The following is a 19,635-nucleotide window of genomic DNA, read 5'->3' on the forward strand; positions in this document are numbered from 1 at the left end:
TGATCGCTGCACGGCCGACGTGAGCGGGCGTGCGCTGCCGGCCGAACGACAGCAAGACGTGCCGCATCAGTCTCCAGCTCGTGGGTCCGCCAGCGCAGCCGCCATCTCCGCACGCGGCGCCTGCTGCCCGGTGAACAGCTCGACCTGCCCGTATGCCTGGTTCAACAGCATCTGCAGACCACTGACCACCGTGTGCCCGGCCCGGGCCACCGCCTCGGCCAGCGGGGTCGGCCAGGGGTTGTAGATCGCGTCGAGCACCACGGGGGCCTCGGCTACCGCGGGCGCGACGACGGCGGCCGCCGTAGCGGGGATCGTGCTCACCACGGCGCCTGCCGCGGCACAGACCGCACGCAGCGTCCCGGCGTCGAATCCGGCCAGGGACGCGACCATCCCCAGCCGCTCGGCCAGTTCCAGTGCGCCGCGCGCCCGTCCGGCGTCGCGCGCGACCACGGTCACCGACTTCGCGCCCAGCTCCGACAACGCCAGCAGCGCCGGCCGCGCGGTGCCGCCAGCACCCAGCACCACGCCCTCGGTCACGTCGGTGACACCGCCGCCGCGCAGTGCGCCGAACACGCCGTCCACGTCGGTGCAGTCGGCCAGCCAGCCCGCGTCGGTGCGAACCAGGGTGTTGGCCGATCCGACCAGCACGGCCCGGTCGGTGCGCTCGTCCGCGTAGGCCAGTGCCGCTTCCTTGCCGGGCATGGTCACCGAGAGTCCGACCCACTCGGGTCCGAGGCCGTCGACCAATCCGGGCAATTGCTCGGCCGAGCATTCGATTCGCTCGTAACTCCAGTTCAGCCCGAGCGCGCGATACGCGGCCAAGTGCAGCTGCGGCGATCGCGAATGCGCGATCGGCTTGCCGAGCACCGCCGCCTTGCGACTATCGGCCACCACTGTCCTTGGAACTGTCGAGGATGCCGCTGCGCTGGGCCCGCGCGATCAGGCGCAGATGCTCCTGGTAGTCGTCGGTGAACAGAGTGGTGCCCTGCTTGTCGACGGTGACGAAGTACAGCCACGGCCCCGCCTCCGGATTCTCCATGGCACGCAACGCGTTCAACGACGGCGCGGCGATCGGGGTCTTGGGCAGGCCGCGCATCGCGTAGGTGTTCCAGGCGGTCTCCTGGGCGCGGTCGGCGTCGGTGGTCGCCACCTCGGTGCGATCCAGCGTGTAGTTCACCGTCGAGTCGAACTGCAGCATCTGGTCGGCCCGCAGCCGGTTCACGATCACCCGCGCCACCTTGCCCATGTCCTGAGGCTTCGCCTCGCGCTCCACCAGCGAGGCGGCCACCAGCGTCTGATACGGCGTCAGTTTCGTGTCGGCGCCGGACTGCAGCAGTCCGGTGGACTCGTAGCTCTGCGCGCTCGCGGTCACCAACTGCCGCAGAATCTGCTCCGGTGTGCCGCTCGGATCGAAATCCCAAGTTCCCGCGGCGATCAGGCCTTCCAGCTGCCTCGTCCGGTCGGGGCAGTCCTTGACACCCTGCAACGCCCACGCGGGCACCCCGAGCGCCGCGAGGTCCAGGCTCGCGCCCGCGGCATCGAGCTGTTCGTAGGTCACGCACTTCTGGTTGGCGCCGGTGCCGATGCAACTGGCCTCCGCGATCTTGCGGTAGATGCCGTCATAGCGCCCGCCGGTGCTCATATCGTGCTGGTCGTGCAGCAGCCGTCCCTCGGAGACGACCAGGTTGCCGACCCGCGAAGATTTGCTCACCAGCGCCGACACCGCCTCGGCGGCAGGGCTCTGGCTGGGGATCGCGTAGAAGCCCGGCTGCACCGTGCTCATGTTCGAGTTGCGGACGGCCGCTTGGAAGAACGCGCCCGTGCTCGCGACCACACCGCGGTCGACCATCGTCGAGGCGATCTGCTGCGAGGTGTCGCCCGGATGCACCTGGACCACCACGAGAGGCCCGCTCGGCCCCGCGTAGTCCTTCGGCGGAGCAAGGCCGCCGATCAGCTTCATCCCCGCGAAGACCACAGCGCCGGTGAAGAGCAGAACGAAGACCCCGGCGACGAACCATAGGTTCCGGCGGCGCTTCTTGCGCTCGGCGGCTTTGCGCGAGGCGACCCGGGATCGCTTGCCGCGCTGCGATCGGCCGGAACGCTCGGGCCGGGCGCGCTTGGACTGCTCACCCTTCGAGCGACGTGGAGCCTCCGCCTGCGTGGTCCTCGCGCGTTGTCCACCGCGCCGCGGGGCCGGTGGCGGCGGCGTGGGCTCCTCCTCCTCGTCGTCGACGTAGCGGGGAATGACGGTCGTGTCGTCGTCGTAGTCGTCGTACCGGTCGTACTCGTCGCCCTCGTACTCGCCCCAGGCCCGGTCGTCTCTCCGATAACGCCGATCAGCTTCACGCTGTCGGAACAGTTCCTCGGCCCGCGCCCACCGATCCGTCATGCATCGTCCCCGGACGACGCAGGACGTCCCGCTTCCACCGACCTCAACACCGCACTCCGTTCGTCCAACCATCCTTGCAGGATCGACACGGCCGCCGCCTGATCGATCACCTGCCGCTGGCCACGCGCGCGAACTCCACTGTCCCGCAATGCACGTGCAGCTGACACCGTAGTCAAACGTTCGTCGGAAAGCCGGACCGGTACCGGCGCGACGGCAGCCCGCAATCGCTCAGCGAATGCGCTGGCCAGCGTAGCCGCAGTCCCCTTCTCCCCGCGTAATGTTCGCGGTAATCCGACGATTACCTCGACTGCCTCGTACTCCCGCACAATTTCGGCAATTCTTTCGATATCGGGTGCGGGAGCCGAGCGTCGCGACTGTTTCGCGCGCGGCACCGTCTCCACCGGGGTGGCGAGAACGCCGTCGGGGTCGCTCGCGGCGACCCCGATCCGGACGCTGCCGACGTCTACTCCGATCCGCCTACCCCGACCGGGATCGGTGGCGGGGTGCGGCCGGTCGGCGCCGCGCTGCGCCGACCTCTCGGATTCCGCGGGGTCGCCCATCACCCGGCCAGTTCGGCCACCCGCGCGCGGACCGCGGCCAGGCCCGCCGGAATGCCGGACGGGTCCGAACCCGCGCCCTGGGCCATCTCCGGCTTACCGCCACCACGGCCCGCGATGCTCGGGCCGAAGCTGCCGACCAGATCGCCCGCCTTCACGCCGAGCTCCTGGGCGGGCTTGTTCACCGCCACCACGAACGGCACCTTGCCGTCGGCATTGCCGAGCAGCACGACGACGGCGGGCTCGCTGCCGAACCGGCCGCGGATGTCGGTGGCGAGGGTACGCAGGTCACCCGCTTGGACGCCTTCCGGCGCGGCCACCGCGACCAGCAGCAGACGGCCGATCCGCTCGGCCTCCTCGACGAATCTGCCCGCCGAGGACAGCACGGCGGCCATCTTGGTGCGCTCGAGCTCTTTCTCGGCCACCTTGAGCCGCTCCACCAGCTGCTCGACGCGACCCGGCACCTCTTCGGAGGGCACCTTCAGCGCGGAGGCGACACCGGCCAGCAGCGCGCGCTCCTTGGCCAGGTACTTGTAGGAGTCCAGGCCGACGAACGCCTCCACGCGCCGCACGCCGGAGCCGACGGACGACTCGCCGAGCACCGTGATCGGGCCGATCTGCGAGGAATGCTGCACGTGCGTGCCACCGCACAGCTCCATCGAGAACGGGCCGCCGATCTCCACCACGCGGACCTCGTTGCCGTAGTTCTCGCCGAACAGGGCCAGAGCGCCCATCTGCTTGGCCTTCGGCAGATCCGTGACGAAGGTGTTCACCGGGAAGTCGGCGCCGACCGCGTCGTTGGACACGGCTTCGATGTCGGTCTTCTGCTGCTCGGACAACTGGCCCTGCCAGTTGAAGTCGAAGCGCAGGTAGCCCGGCTTGTTCAGCGAACCGGCCTGCACGGCGTTCGGACCGAGCACCTGCCGCAGGGCCGCGTGCACCATGTGCGTGCCGGAATGGCCCTGCGTGGCGCCGCGCCGCCACGCCGGGTCGGCCTGGGCGAGCACGATGTCGCCTTCGGTGATCTGGCCGTGTTCCACCGTGGTCTTGTGCACCCAGAGCTTCTTGGCGATCTTCTGCACGTCGTTCACGCGCAGCTTCAGTCCCGAGGAGGCGGTGATGGAACCGCGGTCGGCGATCTGGCCGCCGGACTCCGCGTAGAGCGGACTGCGATCCAGGATGACTTCGACGTCCTGGCCCACCGTCGCGGTCGGCACCCGCACGCCGTCGGCGATCAGGGCGAGCACGGTGGCCTCGGAGGTGAGCTCGTCGAAGCCGGTGAACTCGGTGGCGCCGCGGTCGACCAGTTCCTTGTAGATCGTCAGGTCGGCATGGGCGTGCTTGCGCGCCTGCGCGTCCTCCTTGGCGCGCTTGCGCTGCTCGGCCATGAGCGAGCGGAAGCCGTCCTCGTCGACCGACAGCCCGGCCTCGGCGGCCATCTCCAGGGTCAGATCGATCGGGAAGCCGTAGGTGTCGTGCAGGGTGAACGCGTCCGACCCGGCGATCGTGGTGCCGCCCTCGGCCTTGACCGCGGCGGCGGTGTTGTCGAACAGGGTGGAGCCGGTGTTCAGCGTCTTCAGGAACGCGGTCTCCTCACCGACCGCCACGGTCTCGATGCGGCGGAAATCGCTCGCCAGCTCGGGGTAGGACGGGGCCATCAGATCGCTGACGACCTTGACGAACTCGCTCATCACCGGCTTCTCCGCGCCGAGCAGGCGAGCCGAGCGCACGATGCGGCGCAGCAGGCGCCGCAACACGTACCCGCGGCCGTCGTTGCCCGGGTTCACGCCGTCGGCGATCAGCATGGCGGCGGTGCGGGCGTGGTCGGCGATGACGCGGAAGCGTACGTCGTCCTCGTGCTGGACACCGTAGGAACGCCCGGTCAGCTCCTCGGCCTTGTCGATGATCGGGCGCAGCAGGTCGGTCTCGTAGACGTTGTCCACGCCCTGCAGCAGCAACGCGATCCGCTCGACGCCCATACCGGTGTCGATGTTCTTCTTCGGCAGCGACCCGACGGGCGGATGCCCCTGCTTCGGGCTCAGCTCACCGCGGACGTCCTGCATGAAGACGAGATTCCAGATCTCGAGGTAACGGTCCTCGTCGGCGACCGGCCCGCCGTCACGGCCGTACTCGGGGCCGCGGTCGTAGTAGATCTCCGAGCAAGGTCCACCGGGGCCGGGCACGCCCATGTCCCAGTAGTTGTCCTTGCCGTCGCGGAACTGGATGCGCTCCTCCGGGATGCCCGCGACCCGCTTCCAGATCTCGGCGGCCTCGGGGTCGTCCTGATACACGGTCACCCAGATCCGCTCGGGGTCGAACCCGTAACCGCCCTCGTCCTGCGGCTTGGAGATCAGCTCCCAGGCGAGGCCGATCGCCCCTTCCTTGAAGTAGTCGCCGAAGGAGAAATTCCCGGCCATCTGGAAGAACGTATTGTGCCGCGTGGTGACGCCGACCTCTTCGATGTCGCCGGTCCGCACGCATTTCTGCACGCTGGTCGCCCGCGGGTACGGCGGCGCCTCCTGACCCAGGAAGTACGGCTTGAACTGGACCATGCCTGCGTTGACGAACAGCAGGTTCGGGTCGGCCAGGATCAGCGAGGCACTCGGCACCTCGGTATGGCCGGCACGGAGGAAATGGTCCAGGAAACGCCGTCGAATCTCGTGGGTCTGCACGAATACCCAGCCTACCGGTGCCGCGCACGCGAATATTCATCGACCAGGGGCCCGGGTGCGTCCCGGCGACCCGGTCGTGGGTGGGTCAGCCTCGGACGATGCGGCGCAGCTTGTCGACCCGAGGGCCGATCTCGCGTTCGTGTCCGTGATCGGTGGGCTGGTAGTAGTCGACGCCGACCAATTCGTCGGGCGGATACTGCTGCGCGAGGACGCCGTCTTTGTCGTCGTGCGGGTACCGGTAGCCCTGAGCGTGGCCGAGCGCCGCCGCGCCCGGGTAGTGGCCGTCGCGCAGATGCGGCGGAACCGGGCCCGCCTTGCCTGCGGCGACGTCGGCCATGGCGGCTCCGATCGCGGCGACGACCGCGCCGGACTTCGGGGCGGTCGCCAGATGGATCGTGGCCTGGGCGAGCGCGAGGCGGCCTTCGGGCAGGCCGACCAGCTGCACCACCTGCGCGGCGGCGGTCGCGGTCTGCAACGCCATCGGGTCGGCCATCCCGATGTCCTCGCTCGCGTGGATCATCAGCCTGCGGGCGATGAAGCGAGGGTCCTCGCCCGCGCTGAGCATGCGCGCGAGGTAGTGCAGCGCGGCGTCGACATCCGAGCCGCGGATGGACTTGATGAACGCGCTGATCACGTCGTAGTGCTGATCACCCGCGCGGTCGTAGCGCACCGCGGCCTTGTCCACACTGGCCTCGACCAGGTCCACGTCGACGGTGCCGTCGAGCGAGGATTCCGCCGACGCTTCCAGCGCCGTCAGCGCGCGGCGGGCGTCGCCGCCCGCGATCCGGATGATGTGCTCGAGCGCGGCGTCGGTGACGGTGTACTCGCCACCGAGACCACGCGGGTCGTCGATCGCGCGCTGGAGCACTCGGCGGATGTCGGCCTCGGTCAACGACCGCAGCTGCAGCACCAGCGATCGCGACAACAACGGCGACACCACCGAGAACGACGGGTTCTCCGTGGTCGCGCCGACGAGCAGGACGATACGGTTCTCCACCGCGGCCAGCAGGGCATCCTGCTGGGTCTTGGAGAAGCGGTGCACCTCATCGATGAACAGCACGGTCTGCTCGCCCGCCGACAGCCTGCGCCGCGCCATGTCGATGACCGCGCGCACCTCTTTGACACCCGCCGACAGCGCCGACAGCGCTTCGAACCGGCGGCCGGTGGCCTGCGAGATGAGCGAGGCGAGGGTGGTCTTGCCCGTACCGGGTGGCCCGTACAGCAGCACCGAGGCGGCGCCCGAACCCTCGATCAGCCTGCGCAGCGGCGAGCCGGGCCCGAGCAGGTGCTGCTGGCCGACCACTTCCTCCAGGCCGGCCGGACGCATGCGCACCGCCAGCGGCGCCCCCGCGTCCCGGCGCACCACGGCGTCGATCGAATGCTCCGCGGGCACCGCGGCACCGGGCACGTCGAACAAGCCATCGCTCACGACACGAACGTTACCGATCCGCACCGACAGCACGACATGCCGTTCCCCCGCCCACTTTCCGCCGCGACGGCGCGGTACCGACCTGCGCGGAATCGAGCCGAGTTGCGTGTCGCACATCCTTCGGATGTGATCGGTACCCGTGACTGAAAACGAGTTCGTTTCAGATCCCTCGATCGCTGTGCGCCTCGCTCGGCGCACCCTCCTGAAGGGCACCGCGGCCGCCGCCACCGCCACCGCGGTGCTCGCTCCCGGCCGCGCGGCCGCCGCGACACCGGTTTTCCGGCACGGCGTCGCCTCGGGCGACCCGCTCCCCGACGGCGTGATTCTCTGGACGCGCGTCACCGTCTCCGACGAGGCGGCGCCCGGGTCGGGCCTGGGCGACCCCGCGACCGTGCGATGGGAGATCGCCGCGGACGAGGGGTTCGTCTCGATCGCCGCGTCCGGCGCGGTGACGGCCACGGCGGACTCCGATCACACCGTCAAGGTCGACGTCTCCGGCCTCGCGCCCGGTGTGCAGTACTTCTATCGCTTCAGCGCCCTCGGCCGAACCTCTCCCGTCGGGCGCACCAGGACCGCCCCCGCTGCGCAGGACGCACCCGACCGCCTCCGATTCGGCGTGGTCTCGTGCTCGAACTGGGAGGCGGGCTACTTCGGCGCCTACCGTCACCTGGCCGCCCGCACCGACCTGGACGCCATCGTGCACCTGGGTGATTACCTCTACGAATACGGCCGCGGCAAGTACGGCGGCCGCAACGGCATCGTGCGTCCGCACGAACCGGCCGACGAGATCGTCAGTCTGGCCGACTACCGCATCCGGCACGCGCAGTACAAGACCGACCCGGATCTGCTCGGGCTGCACGCCATGTTGCCGTTCATCTGCACCTGGGACGACCACGAATCCGCGGACAACTCCTGGTCCGGCGGCGCGCACAACCACGATCCGGCGACGGAGGGCGACTGGGCGGACCGGCGAGTCGCCTCCGCACGCGCCTACCTGGAATGGATGCCGGTCCGCGCGTCCGGTTCCGGGGCAGACGTGCGGATCTACCGCAGGCTGCGCTTCGGCACCCTGGCCGAACTCGCCATGCTGGATCTGCGCAGTTACCGCGACCGAGAGGCGAAGCCGGGAGCGGACTGGCGCGCGGCGGACGACCCGGCACGCACCATGACCGGCAAGGCGCAGATGGAATGGCTGACCGCGGGCTTGGCGTCCGCGCCGGTGCGGTGGAAACTGGTCGGCAACTCGGTCATGATCGCCCCGTTGGTCTTCCCTCCGCTGGAACCGGCCACCACCGCGGCGATCACGAGCACCGTCGGCGTCCCGCAGTCCGGCCTCTCCCTGAACGGCGACCAGTGGGACGGCTATACCGCCGACCGCACCCGCCTGTTTCGCGCCATCGTCGACCAGCAGGTTTCCGACGTGCTGTTCCTGACGGGGGATATCCACTCCTCGTGGGCCGCGGATCTGCCTCTGGACGCGGCGAACTACCCGGGCGGCACGACGGCGGGCGCCGAGTTCGTCGTGCCGTCGGTGACCTCGACCAGCATCGGCGACATGCTGCAGGCGAACTCCGCGCCCATCGCGGAATCGATCAAGACGGTCAACCGGCATCTGCGCTATGTGGAGTTGGACGCGCACGGCTACGGCGTTCTGGAGATCACCGCCGACCAAGCGCAGATGGACTGGTATTACGTGCTCGACGTCGCGGACCCCGATTCGGGTGTACGGCACGGCGCGTCGTTCGCCGTCCGCTCCGGGGGCCGGATCGAGCCGCGGCAGACCCCGCTCGGCTGAGCGCCGCGGCGATCACTCCCCGCCCGCGCACCCGCCGCCCGCGCACCCCGCGCCGCTGCCGCTGTCGTTGTTCGACTTGCCGTGCGGCCGGTAGCGCCACCGGTAGGCGCGAGCATCCTTGCTGAGTTGCGCCCCCGCCGCGCGGGCACGCGTCGTCGCATCGCCGCCGATCCGGCCAGGGCTTCTGGTCCTTCGGAGGATCCCGACGCCGAGCGGCGCGGCGACGAGAACCAGCGGAGCAATACGAGCAGTAGGTGACCCACCCGGCACTCCCTCTTCCCCGTGTTCGTGCCCCTGGGGCCGAGCACTCCGAATCTCTCATCGTGCCGGGGCTGCAAGCCGATTCGCATCCGTATGCGTCGGCACGGCGGCCGCCGGAGACGAGCATCGCCCTGGCTGTCCTGTGGGGATCCGTTCCGGTGGCGTCGACCGACTACCCGACACCGAATAGCCTCGGCGCGGTTGTATTGCCGAACGGAACTGCTCGTCGACCCGCCCCGCCGCCTTGCGGCAGACGGCTGGCGGCGGGTGCCCCGGCACCGCGTCCATCAGATCCGCATGACGTGGCCGCCACGCAGGTGTACCCAGCGCGGGAGTGCGGCGATGGCATCGGCGAAGGCAGCTCTTCACGCAACCGCCTCACTGCCCGGCACGGAGCCATCGACGACAACGGGGCCGGCGCCGACATTCACGCCGATTGGGTCCGGCACGGCCTGCGCCCGGTTCCGCCGACGCGGAGACCTACTCCGACCAGCGCTCTTCCAGCCGCGCCGACACGTCCTCGGCGAAATCACCCACGATGTCGTCCCCGGTGCACCGCGCGTCCTCGGCGAGGGCGGCCCAGCGGTTGATCAGCGCCGCCGAGCGCGGCACCGACAGTCCGTGTTCCCGGGCGGCCGCGATGCGCGTGTGGTCGGCCGGCAGGAACCAGTACGTGGACAGCCAGACCCAGATCAGCCGGGCTTCCAGGATGCGTTCGGCCAGCTGGTCGTCGTCGGCCAGCGCGGGCCACACACCCACGACCTCGGCGCGCCACGCCTCCACCATCTGCCTGGCGCGCTCGCGGGAGAGCTCGAGGTCGCACAGGCAGCCGGGGAAGGACACCAACGCGTAGGCGATGTCCAGGGTGGCGTCGCGGAATCCGCCCCACTCGTAGTCGAGGAAGCGGGCGCCCTCCTCGTTCAAGATCACATTGTCCGGGCACAGGTCCGACGGGCTGAACGCCCGGAAGCGCCCCGCGGAGTACAGCCGGTTCCCTCGCACGATCCGCTCGGCGATCTCGCCGGGCACCTCGATGCCCAGTTCGCGCTGGAGCAGTCCGGGCACCTCGGAGATCGCCGACTCGGCCTGCTGGGCGATGCCGTCCACCCGGTGCACCACGTCGACTCGGCGCAGCAACGCGACGAAGTCCGCCTCGCGCCCGACGGTGGCGGCATGCATCCGGCCAAGCGCCTGAGCGAACGCCATCAGGGCGTTACGGGTGGCGGGCTCGGCGCCGGACTGGAGCACGGCGGTGAGCAGCGAGTTCTCCCCGAGGTCGCTGAGGATCAGCAGCCGGTCGGGCAGGCTGTGCGCGATCAGGTACGCACCCGGGCGCTGTTCCCGGCTCAGCGCGGTGGTGAACTGATAAGAGACCGTCTCACGGAGGAATGCGGAATCTATGCTGGCCACCCCCGGGGCCAGACCACCGGTCCGGCGATCCTGGGCGGCACCACGGACCTGCTTGACGATCAGGGTTCGCGGTAACGAGAAAGCGTTCTCCGCAACCCGCACACGTAGGACCGTCGTCCTACCACTACCGCTGAGTTCGATCGGATCGCTCAGCTTTACCGGAGCACCCATTCGCTTTGTGAGCAACTGTTGCGCTGCGGACACGACTTCGGCGGCGCGTTCGGCCAATAGTGCGGTCATCGCCTCTCAAAGTACTCGCATGGGGTCACTTCTAGCGAGCGGTTACACAACCTTTCCGCGTCGCTCGGCGTGTCTCCGGCACGGCCGCACGGCCGCCGCCGGTCGCTTGACACCGGTGCGGCCGTCGGGTTGTCTCATCGTCAACTGCCGTGCGCCACACCGCAAACCAGTTGAGTGGAAAGGTCGACGCATGACCGAGACTCCGCCTCCCGCACCCAGACAATCAGCCGGCGGCGCGTCCTCCCCGCACGACGACGAACGTCACGCGGAGCGGCCGGGGCAGTACGAGAACCCGAATCCGCAAGCTCCGGCCCCCGGGAGCGGTCAGGTCCGCCACGAGATGGCCGGTTCGTCACCATACCCGCAGTTCGAAGGTCCCGCCGCGGCCCACCACGGCAGCGAACCGCTGCCGCCCCCGCCCGTGGGCACGGCGCACCCGAGCTACGGCCCGCCGGGCACCGGACCGGGCTGGGCACCGTCCGGCTCCGCGCCCGCGCAGAAGCCGGTCTACGGCTACCAGCAGGTCCCCACGGGTCCGACCACATTGGATGTGGGTCAGGCGCTCAGCTACGGCTGGGCGACGTTCCGGGCCAATCCCGGTCCGTGGGTCGGGGTGACCGCACTGGGACTGGTCATATACCTGGCTTCCCTGCTCGTGGTCCAGCTCATCGACCCCACGACGATGCTTCCGCTGCTGCTCGTCTTCCTGGCGGTCATGGCCGGGATATGGCTGCTGCAAGCGGCGATGGTGCGCGGAGCACTGTTCGAAACCGATGGCACCCCACCGCCTTTCGGCGCCTACTTCCGGTTCCTGAACGCGGGCAATGTGCTGCTCACCGCACTCCTGGCGTTCACGCTGACCTTTCTCGGCTCGGCGATCTGCTTGCTTCCCGGACTGATCGCCGGATGGCTGTGCATGTTCTCGCTGCATTTCGTCGTCGACCAGGACCAAGGTCCGTTCGAAGCGCTGAAGTCCAGCTTCATGCTGGTGGTCGCCAATGCCTGGCAGGTTCTGCTGCTCGCGCTGGCCGTGCTGGTGGTCACCTTCCTGGGCCTGCTGTTGTGCGGTCTCGGTCTGCTGATCGCGGGCCCGGTCGCGGTCATCGCGGTGACCTACGCCTACCGCACGCTCACCGGCGGCCCGGTCACCGCACGGTGAGCTGCGCTTCATTTCCCGATCGATGAGCGCTTGCCGATCCAGCGCTTGAACCGTCCCACCGGACCGGCCTCGCTGCCCGCGCGAGGCCGCAGCGCGAGCACGATGACCCCGGCCGCCACGATGCCCGCCATGTTCACCGCCAGCTGCCCCGCGGACAGGAAGGCCACCCGCCATTCCCCCAGAGTCGCCGCGACGACGGCGAATCCGGCGGCCGGCACGGTCGTGACCGAGATGAACACCCCGACCAGCGCGGCCGATTTCGCGGTCACCAAGGCCAACATGCCCGCCGCACCGGCCAGCAGCGCGACGACCAGGGAAAACGGGCCGACCTGATAGATGAAGTCGACCTCCGATATACCGCCCACCCCATCGATGCTGATCCAGCCGACCTGCTCCCAGACCAGCGTCGCCAGCAGCGTGACGACCATCGCCACCGGAAAACCGACCGCGAGCGCGACCACCGAGCGGCCGGCGAGCCGGAAGTCCCTGCGTGACAGGGCCACCGCGAAGGCGGCCAGCGGGCCGAACTCGGGGCCGACGACCATCGCGCCGACGATCGTCACCGGCGAATCGGTCGCGACGCCCACGGCGGCGAGCAGGCAGGCGATGGTGAGGAACGCGAGAAACGTCGCGTTGAGGCTCGACTCCTCGTGTGTCTGCGCGAGCAATTCCTCCCACACGATCGCGTCGCTGGGGTCGCCGGGCGCCTCGTGCACCGCCCGCTCGCCCGCGTCGGACAGAACCGTCTCGACCGGGGTGAGCGTCATGCCGCCGGACCGGCAGATGCCCAGCGCGGTCAGGTCGTCGAGCACGTCGTTGGCGGCCTCGCGAGCCACATCCGCCTGCACGAGGTCGCCCTCGGGCTCCAGCGCGGCACCGCGCGCCAGGGTCACGTGCGTGACCCCGGGATCGGCGGCGAGCACCGCGAGCACCGCCTCGGTGCTCGCCGGCGGGCTGATCATGCGCAGATGCAGCAACGGATTTCCTCGTGGTCGGCTGACGGAGACGCGGCTGACCGGAAAGGTACCGTTCGCGCGGGCGGTCCGCTACGACGCGGTCTCGGGATGCGCACCCTTGTTCTGCTCCGGCTTGACGTGCAGCCCCGCCTCTTTGCGCTGCTGCTCGGTGATCGGCGCGGGCGCGTCGGTCAGCGGGTCGACGCCGCCGCCGGTCTTCGGGAACGCGATGACCTCGCGGATCGAGTCCTCTCCGGCCAGCAGCGCGGTGACCCGGTCCCAGCCGAAAGCGATGCCGCCGTGCGGCGGCGCGCCGAAGGCGAAGGCATCCAGCAGGAAGCCGAACTTCTCCTGCGCCTCCTCGTGCGTGATACCCATCACTTCGAAGACGCGTTCCTGCACGTCACGGCGATGGATACGAATCGACCCGCCGCCGATCTCGTTGCCGTTGCAGACGATGTCGTAGGCGTAGGCCAGCGCCGAGCCCGGATCGGTGTCGAAAGTGTCCAGCGACTCCGGCTTCGGCGAGGTGAACGCGTGATGCACCGCTGTCCAGGCGGAATGGCCCACCGCGACATCGCCGCTCGCGGTCGCCTCGACGGTGGGCTCGAACAGCGGCGCGTCCACGATCCAGACGAACGACCAGGCGTCCTCATCGATGAGGCCGACTTTGCGCGCGATTTCGACGCGCGCCGCACCCAGCAGCGCACGCTGCGCCTTCGCCGCGCCCGCGGCGAAGAACACGCAGTCACCCGGTACCGCGCCGACGTGCTTGGCCAGGCCCTCGCGCTCGGCGTCGCTGAGGTTCTTGGCGACCGGGCCGCCCAGCGTGCCGTCCTCGTTCACCAGCACGTACGCCAGTCCCTTGGCGCCGCGCTGCTTGGCCCACTCCTGCCAGGCGTCGAGCTGGCGCCGCGGCTGGCTCGCGCCGCCCGGCATGACCACCGCGCCGACATAGGGCGCCTGGAACACCCGGAACGGGGTCTCCTTGAAATACTCGGTGCACTCGGTGATCTCCACACCGAAACGCAGGTCCGGCTTGTCACTACCGAAGCGGCGCATGGCCTCGGCATACGTCATGTGCGGGATCGGGGTCTGGATCTCGTGGCCCACCAGCTTCCACAGCGCGACCAGGATCTCCTCCGCCAGCAGGATCACGTCCTCCTGGCGCACGAAGCTCATCTCGATGTCGAGCTGGGTGAACTCCGGCTGGCGGTCGGCGCGGAAGTCCTCGTCCCGATAGCACCGCGCGATCTGGAAGTAGCGTTCGATACCGCCGACCATCAGCAGCTGCTTGAACAGCTGCGGGCTCTGCGGCAGCGCGTAGAAGCTGCCCGGCTGCAGGCGCGCGGGCACCAGGAAGTCGCGGGCGCCCTCCGGTGTGGACCGCGTCAGCGTCGGGGTCTCGACCTCGATGAACTCGTGGCGAGCGAGCACCTCGCGCGCGGCCGCGTTGACTTTGGACCGCAGCCGGATGGCGTGCGCCGGGCCTTCGCGACGCAGGTCCAGGTAGCGATGCTTCAAGCGCGCTTCCTCACCGGGCTGCTCGTCCAGCTGGAACGGCAGCGGGGCGCTCTCGTTCAGCACCTCGAGCTCGGTGACGTTCACTTCGATGGCGCCGGTCGGCAGCTCGGGGTTTTCGTTGCCGCTCGGCCGCGGCTCCACGGTGCCGGTCACGCGCACGCAGTACTCCGCGCGCAGCCGGTGCGCTTGTTCGGCGGGTTCACCCTCGCGGAACACCGCCTGGGCGACGCCGGACGCATCGCGCAGATCGATGAAGATCACCCCACCGTGGTCACGCCGCCGGGCCACCCAGCCGGTGAGGGTGACGGTCTGACCGGCATGCTCGCTTCGCAGCGAACCAGCCAAGTGGGTGCGCAGCACGGGGTTCCTTTCGACGACTCTGGCACCGGCGGACCACTCGGTGCGTTCGCCATCGTAGTGAGGGTACGTCCACCGGCGGAAACCGTATCGGTCTTCCACGCCGAGCCGCGCAGAACGGGGTCCGGCCTCATCGCCGAACGAAACCCTTGCGCTGCCGCCGGCCCAGCGATTTCAGCGACCGCACTCAGGCGCGGCCCGACATAGCGAGAAGACGCAGTGCGTACCGGCGAAATGGCCATACATCCGATCGGCGCTGCGGCTTCGACGACGGTAGCCGCGCCCAACCCGGTCGATCCGTGAGCACCCTCACGGTAACCGGCTCGAGCGCCGGCGTCTCCGCATCACACCGATCTACGCATGCTTGTCAATTCCGATAGGCCGGTGGAATACCAGATCTTCCCGACCGAACGACGGACAAGAAATACCGTCAAGATCGCCACCAAGGCGAACGCGGAAATGTTATCGGAGTGAGCGGGGGCGAAACCAGCAGCGTTGGCAATTGGTTTCGGAATACTGCAACACGGCCTGCCATAGCATTCACCTGTATCGTGGCGGCACCATGTCTCCCCCTTCCTCTCGCCATCGATCGACGTAGGAGTGCAGGTCCAGCCGGCAACCTGAACTCGACAAGGCTCGGCATAGACACTGTCATTGAAAGTCATCTGTACTCGATTCCCCCAGGAATAGAAGTGCTCCACAATTCACAGAATTCGAAAGACAATCTTCTATAAGAACCCCCTTGATACTCGCGGAACTTTATCAGATCACGCGGAGCACGCACAAGAGTTCACGTCGTCGACCCGGCCCGCCGATGAGTTTTCCTGAGCCGCTGTCCGAGTACGAGATCCGCGACGCGCTGCCCCGGCCGCCGTCGGCCACACCCGGATTCCGCACGCGGAGGCGTGGCCCGACAGATCGTCGGGGCGCGATGGTAGTGGTGGTTGCCGAGAATGTGACACATACGCCGGGCGCAAATCCATATCCAGCTGCCCGTGCCAAGCTAGGAAAGACAGACCGTCAGCTCGGCTGGTCAGGACCCGACCCCGTCCGGAGCAGCACACGATGCCTTCCCGGGCACGCGTCTCAGGGAGTGCCCGTTCCAGCCGCGCGACCGAGGACAGAGAGCGACGACGATGACCTTCAACGAGGGCATGCAGATCGACCCGGATCGAGTTTCGTGGGGCGGGGGCAGAGGAGGCAAGATCGCGCTGGGCGGCGGCGCGGGTGGTCTCATCCTGCTGGTATTGGCGCTGCTGCTCGGCGGTGACCCGGGCTCGGTGCTCGGCGATCTCACCGGCACCGAGACCGGTCAGGTGCAGCCGGGGACCGGGAGCCTGCCGGAGCACTGCAAGGAGAGCGGATCCGCCAACAAGTACGTCGACTGCCGTGTCGCGCTCACCGTGCAGAGCCTGGACGCGGTGTGGAACAGCGAACTGCCGAAGCAGGCCGGCAAGCAGTATGCGCAGCCGGCCGTACGGCCGTTCTCGGGCGCGGTCGCGACCGGCTGCGGCAATGCGACCAGCGCGGTCGGCCCGTTCTACTGCCCGGCCGACAAGACCGCGTACTTCGACGTCAGCTTCTTCCAGGACCTGGTCAATCGTTTCGGCGCCAGTGGTGGTCCACTCGCGCAGGAATACGTGGTGGCGCACGAATTCGGCCATCACATCCAGAACCAGCTCGGCGACCTGGGCCGGGCACAACGCGATCCCCGCGGCCCGGACTCCGGCGCGGTCCGGACCGAACTGCAGGCCGACTGCTACGCAGGCATCTGGGCCCATTTCGCGGACGAGCAACCGGCGCCGGGCAGCAACCAGCCGTTCCTGAAACCGCTGTCGGACAAAGACGTCGACGACGCGCTTTCGGCGGCCGCCGCGGTCGGCGACGACCGCATCCAGCGCGCCGCCCAGGGCCGGGTGAATCCCGAGGCGTGGACACACGGTTCGTCCGCGCAGCGACAGAAGTGGTTCCTCACCGGCTACAAGACCGGCCAGGTCCGGGCTTGCGACACCTACTCGGCGCCGGACTTGGACAACCCGTCCGGTCTGCGGTAAGCACCGAATCCGATCGATACAGCGCGCCGAGTCCCGCCAGGGCCCGGCGCGCTGTCATGATCTACGGCAGTTCGCCTGCGCCGCAGGCGGACACGGACAGCACCGGAAGATGGGATCGATGCGAGTAACGAAAGCCGTTCTGCTGGTTGTGATGCTGATCGTCGCGGCGGGCTCGGGCGCCGCCACGGCGGACCCGGCCCTGGACCGTCCCAGTGCGCTACCGCCGATCGCCGCGCCGCTGGCGCTGTTCACCCTGACCACCATTCCGGACGGCTGGCAGGCCCGCACGGATCTGCGCCCGCAGCTGGAGATCTTCGCGGACGGCCGCGCGGTCAGCAGTCCCGATGCCGTGGCCGCCGATCGGGCTCCGGAGACCCCTCCGAAGCGTTTCGACGGCCATATCCCATCCGACGTACTGAGCGCGGCGCTGGCGGAGACCAAAGCGCTCGCCACGGCGGACCTCGGCGTGCCGAAGGCCACCGACCAGAGCAGCCGGATCATCGACTACATGCCGCAATCGCCCGCGGACGACGTGCATCTGGTGGTGTATTCGCCGGAGACCACCGACGGGCTCGGGGCCGAGCAGCAGGCCGCCCGCAAACGCTTCGCCGACCTCTACCGGAAACTGCTCGACTCGTTCGTGCAGGACTGATAACCGCTGGTCACCCGGCCCGAACCGCCACTCCGCCGGGCCCGGTGCGGCGGCTTGCTTTCCCCCGGCGCGTCAGAACTGATCCTGCTCGTAATCCGAACTGATGATCTCGTCCGAGTGCGTCGCGCCGATCACGTCCGGCGTGGACTCGCCCAGCGGACCGGTGAGGTCGTCGTTGCCCATCGGGCTCGAGTACGGCTGCACCGTGCGCGAGTGTTCGTCGTCGTTGCTGCGCTGCCCTGCCGCGGCGGGGCCACCCATGAAGCTGCTCGATCCGGCGGGTGTGGTGCCGGCGGGTGTGCCGGTTCCGAGCGAAGCGCCTGGGACGCCCGCCACCGGACGGATCGGCATCGTAGTGCCGGGCAGGCCGGTGGTTTTGGGGACCGAGGGTGTGCTCGGACTTCCGGGCCGGCCGTGACTGGTGCCGAGCAGACTGCTCGGCGTGCCGTGGCTGGTGCTGGGGCTGTGCGTCGTGTTGTGCACCGACGACGGCGTGGTCGTCGGGCTCGACGTCCCGGGAGTGGCGGAGTCCAGGCCGGCCGCCTGCGTCGCGGTGTCGGACGCGGTCGACTGCGCCTGTTCCAGGATCGGTTGGCCGATGTTCTCCGCCAGCGCCTGGGCGACCTCCTGCGGTGCCGGACCGCCGCCCGGCGCCACCAGCTGTTGCACCATGCCGCTGAGTTCGGCGGTCTTGCCGGCCAGGTCGCCGCGAGTGGCGTTGGCCACGCCGACGGCGTGGCCGAGGTGTTCGGTGGCCGAGGCGATCAGCGTCGCCTGCGCGGGCGGGGTCAGGATCACCGGGGCCAGCGCGGTCGCCTGGGTGGCGAACGACGACGCGATCCCCAGCAGCTGCGCGTTGCCCTGCTGCACCACCGCGGCGGCGCGCTGGGTGAGTTCGGAGATGTCGATGCCTCGCTGGCTGGTCTGCTGCCCCTCCACGTTCGCCTGCTGGCCTGCGGCCTGGGCGTTGCGCGCGGCCTGGCTCTGCCACAACTGCTCGACCGTGCCGATACTGCCCTTGCCGACCTGCATGGCCATCTCGATGACCTTGGAGGATTGGCTCAGGATGGCGGTCGGGTCGAGCGCGCCGATGACACCGGTGCCGAAGCTGCTCAGCAGATCCAGGATCGGTTTCATCAGGACGTCGACGCCGGGCAGCGCGGGCACCGCGACGCCCTGCATCAGCGCTGCCACCGGGTCGGCGGGCAAGGGGGGCAGCGTTCCGGCCGCGGACGCCGCCTGGTTCACCGTGCCTGCGACCGCGCTCGGCGCGTCGGCGAGCGCTCCGTTCAGTACGCCGTGCGCTTGATCGAGCGCAGCCTCGACCGCGGGCGCCGCGATCTGGTTCACCGCCGTACCCGTGTCGCCGAGCAGCGCGGACACCTCGTGCGGGATGCCGGGCACGTCCTCGGCGCCCGGCGTGCCGTTCAGCCCGGGTAGACCGCCGGGTAGCGCGCCTGCCGCCTGTTGGTCATCGGAGATCTTGCGCGACAGCACGAACGCGGGCGGCTCGATGGGCGGCAGATCTTCGGGCAACTGCGGCAACGAGAGATCCGGCATCCCCTGGGCCGGCGCGTTCTGCAGAGCGTCCAGTACGGACTGCTGGCCGATGGCCACGTTCTGCTCGGCCGCGTGCGCTACGGCGTGGTCCTCCGGGGCGATGACCCCGCTGTCGAGCGGTCTCATACCGCGCCCCCGATCTGGCCCGCGATCGACCCGAGCGCGCCCGCGTTGGACCAATCGACCGCGTCGTAGGCCGCGGCGGCGCTGAACGCCGAGTCCGACAGCTTGGCGTACTTGGCCGACAGATCGTTGATGTCCTTGGCCTGAAGCACCTGCGCCGCGGCGAACATCGCCAAGTAGTCCGCCCCGATCAGGCCGAATACCGGAACGAGCGCGGCGACGTTCTGCACCGCGTCGAAATTGCCCGCCCCCGCGAGATCACCGGCGATACCGGCGTTCGTGGCGGCGAACGCCCGGACCGCTTCGGTCTCTACCGAGAGATCACTCATCGAGTTGCCCCCCACATCGTCGTACGAATCCGCGTCGTGCAGTTGTGATCCGCTTGCTCCCTGCCGATCGGCAAGGGCCGCTACGGTTGCGCTCAATATAGCCGACCCGACCGGCAAGTTTCGAGCCCGAACGCACCGTCCGACCGGGACGACGGGCCAGAACTGGAA

14 protein-coding genes are annotated in these 19,635 nt (G+C 69.3%); 4 read left to right on the forward strand and 10 right to left on the reverse strand.

Going from position 1 to position 19,635, the window contains the following annotated elements:
• Positions 1 to 66: 66 nt before the first annotated feature.
• From GVY64_RS01270 to GVY64_RS01290, 5 genes are all read right to left on the reverse strand, one after another.
• A complete protein-coding gene (locus GVY64_RS01270) occupies positions 67 to 891 on the reverse strand; it encodes a shikimate dehydrogenase (RefSeq protein ID WP_159837849.1) in 825 nt (274 codons plus the stop codon).
• Positions 881 to 2,389, reverse strand: a complete 1,509-nt coding sequence (locus tag GVY64_RS01275; protein WP_159837851.1) for an endolytic transglycosylase MltG — start codon at positions 2,387 to 2,389, stop codon at positions 881 to 883. Before GVY64_RS01275 ends, GVY64_RS01270 begins: the two co-directional genes overlap by 11 nt.
• A complete protein-coding gene (gene ruvX / locus GVY64_RS01280) occupies positions 2,386 to 2,949 on the reverse strand; it encodes a Holliday junction resolvase RuvX (RefSeq protein ID WP_159837853.1) in 564 nt (187 codons plus the stop codon). The genes GVY64_RS01275 and ruvX overlap by 4 nt, the downstream gene beginning before the upstream one ends.
• Complete coding sequence (gene alaS, locus GVY64_RS01285) at positions 2,949 to 5,618, reverse strand: alanine--tRNA ligase (protein WP_159837855.1); 2,670 nt, start codon at positions 5,616 to 5,618, stop codon at positions 2,949 to 2,951. The genes ruvX and alaS overlap by 1 nt, the downstream gene beginning before the upstream one ends.
• A gap of 85 nt (positions 5,619 to 5,703) precedes the next feature.
• A complete protein-coding gene (locus GVY64_RS01290) occupies positions 5,704 to 7,047 on the reverse strand; it encodes a replication-associated recombination protein A (RefSeq protein WP_159837857.1) in 1,344 nt (447 codons plus the stop codon).
• A gap of 139 nt (positions 7,048 to 7,186) precedes the next feature.
• Here GVY64_RS01290 and GVY64_RS01295 point away from each other — a divergent pair, with 139 nt between their 5' ends.
• Positions 7,187 to 8,842 carry an alkaline phosphatase D family protein gene (locus GVY64_RS01295; protein ID WP_236566525.1) on the forward strand — a complete coding sequence of 552 codons (1,656 nt, stop codon included), beginning with the start codon at positions 7,187 to 7,189 and terminating at the stop codon, positions 8,840 to 8,842.
• A gap of 741 nt (positions 8,843 to 9,583) precedes the next feature.
• On the opposite strand, the gene GVY64_RS01300 is transcribed toward GVY64_RS01295, so the two are convergent.
• Positions 9,584 to 10,753 carry a phosphotransferase family protein gene (locus tag GVY64_RS01300; protein ID WP_159837859.1) on the reverse strand — a complete coding sequence of 390 codons (1,170 nt, stop codon included), beginning with the start codon at positions 10,751 to 10,753 and terminating at the stop codon, positions 9,584 to 9,586.
• A gap of 190 nt (positions 10,754 to 10,943) precedes the next feature.
• Between GVY64_RS01300 and GVY64_RS01305 the strand changes: the two genes are divergently transcribed.
• The gene (locus GVY64_RS01305; protein ID WP_236566526.1) at positions 10,944 to 11,912 is read left to right on the forward strand and encodes a hypothetical protein; all 969 of its coding nucleotides are present in this window, start codon (positions 10,944 to 10,946) and stop codon (positions 11,910 to 11,912) included.
• A gap of 8 nt (positions 11,913 to 11,920) precedes the next feature.
• Here GVY64_RS01305 and GVY64_RS01310 read toward each other — a convergent pair whose 3' ends face one another.
• Together GVY64_RS01310 and aspS are read right to left on the reverse strand one after the other, a co-directional pair.
• On the reverse strand, positions 11,921 to 12,889 hold the full coding sequence (locus GVY64_RS01310; protein WP_201297849.1) for a DUF389 domain-containing protein: 969 nt from the start codon (positions 12,887 to 12,889) through the stop codon (positions 11,921 to 11,923).
• Between the two features lie 69 nt (positions 12,890 to 12,958).
• Complete coding sequence (gene aspS / locus GVY64_RS01315) at positions 12,959 to 14,752, reverse strand: aspartate--tRNA ligase (RefSeq protein ID WP_159837861.1); 1,794 nt, start codon at positions 14,750 to 14,752, stop codon at positions 12,959 to 12,961.
• Positions 14,753 to 15,885: 1,133 nt separating this feature from the next.
• Between aspS and ypfJ the strand changes: the two genes are divergently transcribed.
• Both ypfJ and GVY64_RS01325 read left to right on the forward strand, forming a co-directional pair.
• A complete protein-coding gene (ypfJ, locus tag GVY64_RS01320; protein ID WP_159837863.1) occupies positions 15,886 to 16,803 on the forward strand; it encodes a KPN_02809 family neutral zinc metallopeptidase in 918 nt (305 codons plus the stop codon).
• Positions 16,804 to 16,921: 118 nt separating this feature from the next.
• Positions 16,922 to 17,455: a hypothetical protein gene (locus GVY64_RS01325; RefSeq protein WP_159837865.1), complete on the forward strand. Its 534-nt coding sequence runs from the start codon at positions 16,922 to 16,924 to the stop codon at positions 17,453 to 17,455.
• A 72-nt stretch (positions 17,456 to 17,527) separates the two neighbouring features.
• On the opposite strand, the gene GVY64_RS01330 is transcribed toward GVY64_RS01325, so the two are convergent.
• Together GVY64_RS01330 and GVY64_RS01335 are read right to left on the reverse strand one after the other, a co-directional pair.
• Positions 17,528 to 19,141, reverse strand: coding sequence for a hypothetical protein (locus tag GVY64_RS01330; RefSeq protein ID WP_159837867.1), 1,614 nt, complete (start codon positions 19,139 to 19,141; stop codon positions 17,528 to 17,530).
• Positions 19,138 to 19,467 (reverse strand): type VII secretion target, encoded by a 330-nt coding sequence (locus GVY64_RS01335; RefSeq protein ID WP_159837869.1) that lies wholly within the window; start codon positions 19,465 to 19,467, stop codon positions 19,138 to 19,140. Before GVY64_RS01335 ends, GVY64_RS01330 begins: the two co-directional genes overlap by 4 nt.
• Positions 19,468 to 19,635 lie beyond the last annotated feature (168 nt).

The organism is Nocardia sp. CY41 (genome assembly GCF_009829325.1).
Classification (GTDB): domain Bacteria; phylum Actinomycetota; class Actinomycetes; order Mycobacteriales; family Mycobacteriaceae; genus Nocardia.